Annotated in this window: 14 protein-coding genes and 1 pseudogene; 6 read left to right on the top strand and 9 right to left on the bottom strand. The window is 35.5% G+C overall.

Features of this window, described 5'->3' with window-relative positions; translation table 11 throughout:
* The first annotated feature begins 143 nt into the window (after positions 1 to 143).
* From traK to GTZ96_RS17715, 6 genes are all read left to right on the top strand, one after another.
* On the top strand, positions 144 to 767 hold the full coding sequence (traK, locus tag GTZ96_RS17740; protein ID WP_161645239.1) for a conjugative transposon protein TraK: 624 nt from the start codon (positions 144 to 146) through the stop codon (positions 765 to 767).
* A gap of 11 nt (positions 768 to 778) precedes the next feature.
* The gene (locus GTZ96_RS17735) at positions 779 to 1,216 is read left to right on the top strand and encodes a hypothetical protein (protein ID WP_161645238.1); all 438 of its coding nucleotides are present in this window, start codon (positions 779 to 781) and stop codon (positions 1,214 to 1,216) included.
* A gap of 20 nt (positions 1,217 to 1,236) precedes the next feature.
* Entirely contained in the window at positions 1,237 to 1,524 is a 288-nt protein-coding gene (locus GTZ96_RS17730) for a nitrogen regulatory IIA protein (RefSeq protein ID WP_161645237.1), read from the top strand.
* Positions 1,511 to 2,830, top strand: a complete 1,320-nt coding sequence (traM, locus tag GTZ96_RS17725) for a conjugative transposon protein TraM (RefSeq protein WP_161645236.1) — start codon at positions 1,511 to 1,513, stop codon at positions 2,828 to 2,830. Before GTZ96_RS17730 ends, traM begins: the two co-directional genes overlap by 14 nt.
* 45 nt (positions 2,831 to 2,875) lie before the next feature.
* Positions 2,876 to 3,769 (top strand): conjugative transposon protein TraN, encoded by an 894-nt coding sequence (gene traN / locus GTZ96_RS17720; protein WP_235973059.1) that lies wholly within the window; start codon positions 2,876 to 2,878, stop codon positions 3,767 to 3,769.
* A 159-nt stretch (positions 3,770 to 3,928) separates the two neighbouring features.
* Complete coding sequence (locus GTZ96_RS17715) at positions 3,929 to 4,204, top strand: molybdenum ABC transporter permease (protein ID WP_161645234.1); 276 nt, start codon at positions 3,929 to 3,931, stop codon at positions 4,202 to 4,204.
* Between the two features lie 468 nt (positions 4,205 to 4,672).
* On the opposite strand, the gene GTZ96_RS17710 is transcribed toward GTZ96_RS17715, so the two are convergent.
* From GTZ96_RS17710 to GTZ96_RS17670, 9 genes and pseudogenes are all read right to left on the bottom strand, one after another.
* Positions 4,673 to 5,479: a PRTRC system ThiF family protein gene (locus GTZ96_RS17710; RefSeq protein WP_161645233.1), complete on the bottom strand. Its 807-nt coding sequence runs from the start codon at positions 5,477 to 5,479 to the stop codon at positions 4,673 to 4,675.
* Positions 5,476 to 6,189: a PRTRC system protein B gene (locus GTZ96_RS17705; RefSeq protein ID WP_161645232.1), complete on the bottom strand. Its 714-nt coding sequence runs from the start codon at positions 6,187 to 6,189 to the stop codon at positions 5,476 to 5,478. The genes GTZ96_RS17710 and GTZ96_RS17705 overlap by 4 nt, the downstream gene beginning before the upstream one ends.
* Positions 6,190 to 6,201: 12 nt before the next feature.
* Positions 6,202 to 7,362, bottom strand: coding sequence for a hypothetical protein (locus GTZ96_RS17700; RefSeq protein WP_161645231.1), 1,161 nt, complete (start codon positions 7,360 to 7,362; stop codon positions 6,202 to 6,204).
* 17 nt (positions 7,363 to 7,379) lie between these two features.
* Positions 7,380 to 7,598, bottom strand: coding sequence for a PRTRC system protein C (locus tag GTZ96_RS17695; RefSeq protein WP_161645230.1), 219 nt, complete (start codon positions 7,596 to 7,598; stop codon positions 7,380 to 7,382).
* 16 nt (positions 7,599 to 7,614) lie between these two features.
* Entirely contained in the window at positions 7,615 to 8,151 is a 537-nt protein-coding gene (locus GTZ96_RS17690; RefSeq protein WP_161645229.1) for a PRTRC system protein E, read from the bottom strand.
* A gap of 3 nt (positions 8,152 to 8,154) precedes the next feature.
* Positions 8,155 to 8,358: a hypothetical protein gene (locus GTZ96_RS17685; RefSeq protein ID WP_161645228.1), complete on the bottom strand. Its 204-nt coding sequence runs from the start codon at positions 8,356 to 8,358 to the stop codon at positions 8,155 to 8,157.
* Positions 8,345 to 9,439, bottom strand: a complete 1,095-nt coding sequence (locus tag GTZ96_RS17680; protein WP_161645227.1) for a DUF932 domain-containing protein — start codon at positions 9,437 to 9,439, stop codon at positions 8,345 to 8,347. Before GTZ96_RS17680 ends, GTZ96_RS17685 begins: the two co-directional genes overlap by 14 nt.
* A 43-nt stretch (positions 9,440 to 9,482) precedes the next feature.
* Positions 9,483 to 9,875 carry a single-stranded DNA-binding protein gene (locus GTZ96_RS17675; protein WP_161645226.1) on the bottom strand — a complete coding sequence of 131 codons (393 nt, stop codon included), beginning with the start codon at positions 9,873 to 9,875 and terminating at the stop codon, positions 9,483 to 9,485.
* 37 nt (positions 9,876 to 9,912) lie between these two features.
* Positions 9,913 to 10,025 (bottom strand): annotated as a pseudogene (locus tag GTZ96_RS17670) (IS1595 family transposase); the annotation flags it as partial.

Genomic DNA, 10,025 nt, shown 5'->3' with positions numbered 1-10,025 from the left:
AAGCTTTGCAAGCTTCATCATTTGGCAATTCTTTTATAAAGTTTAGTATGCTTTGTCCTTCAAATACTTCCATAACGACTGTTTTTAAAGACATAAAAATACAGAAACTAAATGACTAACTCAAATATTTAAATAGTAGTAAAATGGAATTTAGAACCTTAAGAAATATCGAAAACAGTTTCAGGCAAATCAGACTTTATGCCATTGTGTTTGCATTGTTCTGTATTGGAGTAACCGGATATGCGGTGTGGCAATCGTATCACTTTGCAGAATTGCAACGTCAAAAGGTGTATGTGTTGGATAATGGTAAATCGTTAATGCTGGCTCTTGCACAGGATGCTTCTATCAATCGTCCGGTTGAAGCTAGGGAACACGTCAGACGTTTTCACGAACTTTTTTTTACTCTGGCACCCGACAAGGATGCTATCGAAAGCAATATGAAACGTGCGTTCAACCTTGCAGACAAAAGTGCTTTCAATTACTATAAAGACTTGTCTGAAAAAGGGTATTACAATCGTATCATTTCAGGGAATGTGCAACAGCGTATCGAAATAGATAGTGTGGTGTGCAACTTCGATAGTTATCCGTATGCTGTGAGAACTTATGCTGAGCAATTTATTATTAGATCCAGTAATGTAACTAAGCGTAATCTGGTGACATCATGTTACCTCGTGAATTCAGTTCGATCGGATAACAATCCACAAGGCTTCAATATAGAAAAGTTCAATGTGATAGCGAACAACGATATTGAAATTATGGAACGTTAAAGACAAAGAATATGGGACATCAATTTGATTTAGACGCATTCTCAAAAATCCTTACTGATAAAGGGTTTGACGGTTATTTCTATACGGAGGGTTGTTGTGCAGGCAAACTGAAGGATAGCATCAGTGAGTTTTTGGAAGCTTGGGACAATGGTAAAGAAGTTCCATTGTTAGAAAATCATCTGCATTTATCTACTTACCTCCAATGGAATGGTGAAGACAAACCAAAGATTAAGTGTAATATGTGTGTAAGATATGAGAACGGGAAATTCGATTTACAGAAAATGGAAATGTATATAAGAAGTATAGACCGTTACGGGCAATTATTGAAGCAATCTAAACTGACCACTCTTACCGCAAGTTCAGTTCCGACAGCAAAAGAAGCTATTGCTCAAGTGTCAGATAAACCTAAGCAACAGTTGTCTTCCAGAAGCAGGCGATTTAAACTGTGAAACCCGATAAAAATTAAAGTATGAAAAAAATAAGAGAAAATATGGATAGGTATTTTGACAAAGTGGATGGTCGTTGGCGAGCATTACCCTTGCGACAACAGTACAATTATCTTTTATACTGTTTCTTAGTTTATCTGGTTCTCACTATAGCTGTTATTCTAAAGGTTTGGTATGATACAGGAAAATCCAATCACAGAGTGGTTATTGAGCATATTGAAAATCCAGCTGTCAAAAAGAAAGAATCCGCTATATCAATGCAGGATTCATTGTTGAAAATTATAAAAAATAAAAGTCATGAAAGAGAATGAAAACAAAAAGAATACTGTCTTTGTAACAGGTGGTAGTCAAAATAATCCTTCGGATATAGTGCTGGAAAGCAGTTTAAATAAAGTCAATAAATTTAAAAAGCCACTCATTTTTGCGTTGATGGGTATTGTATTTCTGGGGTGTATGTATTTAATATTTAAACCATCCGAAAATAGAAAAAAGACAGAAGATTTTGGTCTCAACGATTCAGTCCCTCAGGCTGCTGATAACGTTTTGCAGGATGATAAGCAGAAAGCTTATGAGGAGGCAATGTTGGAACAAAAGAATCTGGAAAAACAAAATACGCTAACATCTTTGTCTGACTATTGGAATGAGGACATTACAGATGAAAATGGTCAGGATGCTTCGGAGGCTAAGAGTGAAGTGTATAATAGTTCATTAAATAATGATAATCCTTCTTTAGCCAGTTATCGTAATGCACAGAATACAGTTGGAACTTTTTATCAGAATGATAATTCAGAAGCATTGCAACTGCGTAAACAACTGGATGAACTAAAAGAACAGCTGGCTAAAAAAAATGAGACACCAATTGATCCAGTCGAAAGTCAATTGGAACTGATGGAGAAATCGTATCAGATGGCTGCAAAATATCTTCCAACAAATGCCGTTTCAGGGGAACATCCAAAGGAACAAAAAACAGTACTTTCAGGTTTATCAAACCAAAAAGAATCTTTTGTTGCATTTGTTCCTGCCCATAAAAATGTGGTTTCTTCTTTACAGAGAGTACTTCCTGATAGTACGTTTATAGTTAATTGGAGTGAAAAGCGCAACCGCCGATTTTATACCGTAGGGAAAACAGAGCAGCAAATACAACTCAAAAATAGTGTCCGTGCTGTTGTTCAACAAACACAGTTAGTAGCTGAAGAGAGCAATGTTCGTTTACGCTTATTAGAACCTGCCAAAATAGGAACTCATATTATTCCGCCAGGAACAGTATTGACTGCAAATTCAAAATTTCAACAAGGGCGTCTTCAAATGAAAGTTAGTTCGATAGAGATGAATGGGAATATCTTTTCTGTTGATCTTATAGTGTATGGACTGGATGGACAACAAGGTTTGTTAATTCCTTATTCTCCCGAAATAAGTGCTTTCAAAGAAATGGCTGCTAATATGGGGCAGAGTTCAGGAAGCAGTATTATGATGACAAATTCTGCCGGGCAACAAATAGCAGCTGATTTGAGCCGAGGGCTTGTACAGGGTGTTTCAGGGTATTTTTCTAAAAAAATGAGAACCCCAAAAGTAACATTGAAAGCAGGGCATCAGGTGTTCCTTGTTTCCAAAAAATAAATATTTAATTCTTTAAAACTTATACAATAGAATATGAAAACAACAATGAAAAACATACTAATAGTACTGGTCTTAGTATTATGCTATGCTACGCCATTTCAGGCACAACAGACTGTTCGCAATACCACAAAGTTAGACTTGGGAAAAATAGAACCCTATCGGATAGAAGCGACTTATAGTAAGACTTCGCACTTGATATTTCCTGCTGCTATTCGCTACGTAGATTTAGGAAGCGATTATTTAGTTGCAGCCAAGGCAGAAGATGCAGAAAATGTATTAAGAGTAAAGGCAGCAGTTCGTAATTTTAAAGAGGAAACCAATTTTTCGGTAATTACCGAAGATGGACGTTTTTATAATTTCAATGTGCTTTACAACTCTTTTCCAGTTACTATGAATTACAATCTTTTGGAAATGCAAAAGGGGATAAGTAGGGAGAATATTAATGATGTTCTTTTTGAGGAACTAGGAAAAAATTCCCCATCATTAGTAGGCGAGTTATTGGAAACGATTTATAAAAAAGATAAACAACTTATAAGACATATTAGTGCTCAGAGTTTTGGGATTAAGTTTTTATTAAAAGGAATTTATATTCATGATGATAAATTCTATTTTCATACCGAAATCCATAATTTTACTAATGTGCCTTTCAGAATCGATTTTATTAATTTCAAAGTAGTAGATAAAAAGATTGCTAAACGTACTGTGATACAGGAAAGAACGCTAGTTCCATTGCGAGTCTATAAACCACTGAACGAAATTGCTGGCAATGCAGTAGAACGAAATGTATTTCTGTTGGATCAATTTACTATTGCCGATGACAAAGTACTGCTGATAGAAATTTTTGAAAAGAACGGTGGCAGGCAGCAATTATTAGAGTTAGAGAATTCTGATTTGGTCAAGGCTAAGCTTATTAAGAATATGAAGTTGAAGATTAATTGAATTTAAAAATTGAAAAATAGGGCTGGGCTGTTTCATAATTGTGAAGCAGCCTTTTTCTATTTGTTGAAAATATTATTTTTTATAACTTGTTTTAAAACAATAATTTAGGTGTTTAAACGTTTTTTTAAATTAATAAAGTGAAATATAAAAATACAGATTATGAATCCAACATTGGTTTTAAGTATTTTAGCTTTGCTAAGTGGTTTTGGTCTTCGTTACTGGATTAACAGAAGAAAATTTTATAGAAGAAGTCCCATGGGGGCGGAAGGTTTTTCTAGTTATGAAAAATCAGTATTCATTTTATTTTTAGAACGTACAGGAAAATGGATTGCCTTTATTCTGATTGTTTTTGGACTTTTGTTTTTCTGGAGTTATTCAAGACAGAAGAAAGAAAAAGAAGAGGTGGTTTTAATTGAAACACAAAATCCAAAATAATCAAGTGGCGTTCTTTTGCTTCTTTTCTTTGGTCGCTGATGTGGAAAGAAAAGAAGTCGGACAAAACGAATAAGTAGGATAATGAATATCCTCACGCAAAACTCACAAGCTTTTTGGTAAAATGTAGAATCTTCGCATTTTACCAAAGTGATTGTATCCTTCTTCTGAAAAAAGACTTTTCCGACCATCGGGAGGAAGTGTCTTTTTTACTCTGATTTTAACATTACTAATCCAGCGACGTTCTTTTGCTTCTTTTCTTTGGTCGCTGATGTGAAAAGAAAAGAAGTCGGACAAAACGAATAAGGAGGATAACGAATATCCTCACGCAAAACTCGCAAGCTTTTTGGTGAAATGGGAGTATTCGCATTTAACTAAAGTACTTGCAACTTTTCTTCTGCAAAAAGACTTTCCTGACCATCGGAAAAGAGTGTCTTTTTGCAGCCCGCCCCGATAACTATCGGGGTTTGGTTAGCCAACTGGGACGGGCTGTGACCTAAAATCTTTCAAATTGAGAAAAAAGCCTCGGTATTGGGTTAGTCCGTTACGAAATAAACCCCATAAAAGAGAACTACCTATCTGTGCAAGTGCAGAATTAATATATAAATCTTGTTTTCCCAATGCTTCCGCAAGGGAACAACTTGGAGTGTCATCTGTAATTTCGGACTGTTTTAGCAGTTCGGGAAATTCTTCGGTTACAAATGGTAAGTTAGCAACGGTTTCATATTTCTCTGAATTAGGTTGTTTTATATTGCCTATAGAGGATAGTATAACTTGCCCTGTATGTTGGCTATTTCCAAAATCCATCCAATAACGGGGACGATTAGCATAAGCATTGCTGTTATTAAGTTGTTTTAAAATGTCAGCAATTTCAAAACGAGCTTTCACACTATCCACACAGCTAATAAAAATACTTGCTGCCGCATTTTCGGGTAACCTTTCCAAACTGTCTTTTTCAAATTTTATGGTTTCTGCTTTCCAGTTTGTACCCGACCAACGGTTGGCACGGTTTATCAATGCGACGGATTTGTACAGTCCTGTTTCAGAATCTGCAAATCGTTGTCTGCCTAAATTGGCTTCTGTGATTATATCATCATCCCACAAGCAAACGCTCAAACCTGCATGACCTAATGCAATAAGGCTATGATTCATTTCAATTAGAGAAGTTACTACTTTAGAACCTGTACCACCTGCACCGATAAGATTTACCGTTATTGGATTTGTGGGATTTATTAAATAGTTGTCTGTAAAATGTACTTTTATTTTTTCGATATTCATGACAATATATCTTTTAAGGTTTTACCATTCTTTTTTAATACTTCTTTTGGAAAAGTGTTGTTTGTATTGACAAGGCTTTCCCAAAGTGTTATACAGTTTCCTTCTATCGGATTGTAGTCTGGCATCAAATGACTGAAATAGCTGTTGAAAAAATAAGTTTCCCATGCGATTGTAAACTTTTCTAATGAAGCAATTTTCTTCATCTGAACATCTACCGTTCCCATGCAAACATTGGCATTTTCATATACATTAAAAAAAGGAGCATTGTACAATTTTGTGTTTTCTTTAGGTCTGCGATTACTTCCCAAAGCAAAAACAGAAAGACTGTTTTTGTTGGCAATCCATAACATAGGAGGTACATTTACCAAGCCTTTTGGGATTCCTAAATTTTCTGTAAAACACATTTCTCTTTGCATGGCTTTGGTAAACCAGATTACTTTATTTTGAGTAGGGTCAATATGTAAAATAGCATTGCTTATTATTCCTTCTGATTTTAAACAAGGTTCTTTTTCTTCTTTGGCTGTTTTCAATGCTTTTGCCAGTTGGTTTGCTTCTCTTACAGTCAAAGGATGGGCATTAATAGGATTTCCATTTTTATCCATGTCGAAAGATTCTACATAGTTGTCAGAATTCATTCCTTTAGTCTGATAGAATACTAATGCAGATTTAGGATGATACAGTGTTCCAAAATTTTCTGTTATATCGTTCATAACTATATACTTTTAAAAATTGTTTAACAGGTAAATTAATTGTCCGATAAGGGCAAACAATCTATTCTCAAAATCAAGATTGTTTATTGTTATGTCACTTCCGTCAAAACGTTTAAGGATACTAGGCTCTTCAATCTGTCCGTATTCTTGTAATTCGTTATTTACGCATTGTATAATATTTTCATTCAGCCAACCTTTTCCATCAGCATAAAAGGACACGTAGTAATCCATTGTTAAAATGTTTTCTATTTCTTCTTCGTTTTCGTCTGCTTCTTCGTTGGGTCTTGCATTTCGAAATACATTTTCGTTTGGATATTGCTCTAAAAGGGAATAGGCTTCTTGAGCTAATTTTAAACAATCCTGTTCAAAAACTTCCGTACCTTTAAAGCGGTTCAATCGTTTTTTGAAAAAAGTTAAATTGGCAGTATTGAAGATTTTTTGTTCCATTTTGTCGCCAATATATTCCGCTTGTTCGAATTCACGCAAATAAATTGATGTTTCTTCGGCATCATCATCAGTTAGTTGCCATTCTTTCAACATCTCGTATTGATAATAAAGAAAACTATTTCCCTGTCTGTAATAAGGGATGTTAACATTATGATAGAGATAACTACAGACTGATAATAAAAGCTGTGCACTATGTTTTCGTTTTTTGTTTTTTAACAAACGGTACAGCGGTACTACTGGAATATAATAAAGCGTTGAGTTAGTGTTGTATCGTTCTTCACTTGTGAAAAAGGTTTTGTTATTATCCTGTACGAGTTTGATTTCTTCCCAATCTCTAACTTTATCTTTTAGTTTTTCTTTGGTGTTCCATAAAGCCAAAGCGATTTTATAAGGAAAACCAAAAGATTGGGTGTGTATGGGATTAATGTTATAATGCGTTGCAAGTTTGGAAAGAGATTGGTAGAAATCTCTTTCCAAACTTGCTGTTTTCTTACAAGCCTGTGCCGTTTTCGTTTCTGCCAGTTTTGGCAGAAACGAAGTTTTTAAAAAACCATTGGTAGCATCGGTAATGGTACAGATTGCTGTTTGTCCTTGCGGATTTCGTTTGCGTCCTTTGTTCGTTTCATCCAGTTTGCGAACTCTCCTAATTGGCGGTGTAGTTGCTTTTGTTTGGATTCTTTGGGTAGCTTTATCGTACCCGCTATGATATGTGATTGCATAAGTCATTTTTTATTGTTTTAGGTTTAACCTTTCGTACCTATAGCACTTTCAAAGCGGTATTGTACCGTATCATCTTTTATTACAGGTGCGCCAATTTTTGCGGTTGTAAGGATGGGATAAGTATTGGAATAAAAGTTTAGTACTGCTTGTACACTCCATTTTGGTTCGGGGTCTGTGAGTTTGATTTCTTGTCCTTTATCGTTAAACAGAAATACTCTTTCTAATTGTGTGGCTAATAACATAATGATTCAATTTAGATTAAACATTTTCTTGCTCTGCTCCGAAAAGACTAGGCGAAGCGAATTTATCGTATAGTTCTTTTTTGCGTTTGTTTATGGCTTCGGCATATTCAGAATAATCGTTAGGATTAGGTACTTTCATCCAGGCATCACGGGGTTTACCATCGTTGTCCAATTCATCAGCCTTTGCTATAGCTTCTTTGTATTTCTTTTCTTTTTCGTCCTTCGCTTTTTTCTCCTTATCGGTTTTCTCTTTTTCCATTGCCGATTGTTTTTGGGCATTTTCCAATTGCTTCATATAGGCTTCCATGTTGACCATTAAACCCGAGGCAGTTTGTAAGGGTACTGCAATACTTTCAAAAAATCCCTCGTCTAATTCATCTGCTGTTCCTCTAAGATTAAGAGGTGGGATTAGTTGTTTGGCATTGTCTCCACATTGTTCATTTTGGAGTAAAATAGAAACGACCAGTTTGTTTTCTACTCCTCTTGATATGGTTAGCTGTAAATCGCCAGTGATTTCTAATTCTGCTATCTGATTGAAAAAATTAGTGTTCATCTTTTAAATTTTTAAAGTGTTGTTTAATCCGTTTTTAATTACCGTTAATTTTTCGTGCATATCCAGCCAATAGGCTTTTTGTCTTTCATTGAAATCTGAAAAATCGTTACCCTCCTGTTGATAGTCTTTGTATTCTGCCGTTATTTTGATGGCTTCATCAAGGTCAGTTACCTCAATAGCGTAACCATTCAAATCAATTACTTCCATTAATTAAAAAATTTATGTTGATAGCGTTCGCACCAATTTTTGCAAACGAGCTACACAGTTCAAATGCTTTTTGGGACTTTATTTGTGCCGTACCACCTAATACAATGGATTGTAATTTGGCTTCATCATCTTTATAATTGCGTACATTCTGGTAGTAGCCAGTCACAGTGTTATAAGCTCCAAATAATGTCCCCTTTGTGGTTTCCATCTGTTGTGTCTCATTAGTCATTGCATAAGCAAAAGCACTTTCAACAGTATTTTTGAACACGGTTGAGATTTCGTCATTATTACCCTTTTTGATATGCTCTAGGGTTTCTTTATTGGGACAAAGTGCCAACTGTATCAATTTTTCTACCTCCCTATCGCTTACTTTTACTTTCGCCCAGTCATTGAAGATGTTTTCTAATTGGTTGCTGAATTCGTTTGCTAATCCCATTACTTTGTGCGCATTGTCCAAACGTTGTTTCGCTCCCGAAGTATGGCGAATTCGGACCACGTTACTCATATTGCGAAGTGAAGCGTTAAGCGTATTTTGGCAAACAATTCGAACAGGGGTAAAGGCTGCGGTAATACTTCCGCTACCATCGTGCGAAGTAGTGAGAAAAATATATTTTTCTGTTACATCATCGCCATTACCAACACGGATATAATCAGGCAGTTTTGCAGTTATAAAAATGCGCTCTCCATTTCCTAAAGCTCCTGCGGTCTCGTATAAGATTCCGTCAGTACCTCCTACAATAGCATCAAAAAAACTAAAAGCCTCTCGATTTTGTACAATATGGTAGTCTTTGCCTACCACACCCAAAACGGTGTTGTTGTCAGTGCGCATAGTAGCAAAATAATTAGGCACGTTTAGTTCGTTGTCTCTAATTTCTATGCTGTTTGTATTTTCAATGATATTGGAGCCTTTTGTGTATAAAGGGCTTTTGATTACCTCATAATCCAGTCCTGCGTGTTGGATTGCTTCTGCACTTGTGGGATAATCTTGTACAATTTGTCCTAAACCGTGCCATGCTTTTTCCTGAACGCTTAAAAAAGAATAACGTCCAGTTTTTTCGTTGAAATTTAAATTATGTGCCATGATATTCAGATTTTAAAAATTGAAAAAGATGAAATGAATTATGTTAGAATGGTAAATCGTCTCCAGTATCCTGATTTGGAGTTTTAGTTTTCTGTTCGTTGGTGCTTGTCTGAGCGTTTTCTGTTTTCTTACCGCCTCCATGCAATTTGATAGTTGAGGTATGGAAATTCAAACTAGCTCTTAATTCTCCGTTATTAGCTGTCCACGGTCTTGTGCTAACTCTACCTGTAAGTTCTACCAAAGTGCCTTTGGTTAGTATTTTCACTACGTTTGGACTTATCCAGTAAGAGCAGTCAAAATAGGTAGTTTGTTCTATGCGTTCGCCTTGTTTGTTGCGGTAGTTGTCGTTAGTGGCTACTGAAAAGTTCACTACTTGTTTTTCTTTTGACGTTGTGCGTACTTCCGCATCCCTTGTCAGTCTTCCGATAATGTTCATAATCTTTACTTTTTAGAGTTGAATTTTATTTTTTGAGTTATACACTTAATATCTGTTTTATGTTTTTTTGATAAATCGGTTTTGCATTCACCATTCTTTCTATGGATTTATGAAAAATACTTGTTTTAAATTGAGAACGGTTTATCCTAA

Origin of the sequence: Flavobacterium undicola (assembly GCF_009909155.2) — a bacterium.
Taxonomy (GTDB): Bacteria; Bacteroidota; Bacteroidia; order Flavobacteriales; family Flavobacteriaceae; genus Flavobacterium; species Flavobacterium undicola.
Note: the sequence above shows the minus strand (reverse complement) of the source record. Positions and strands in the feature narration are given on the sequence as shown.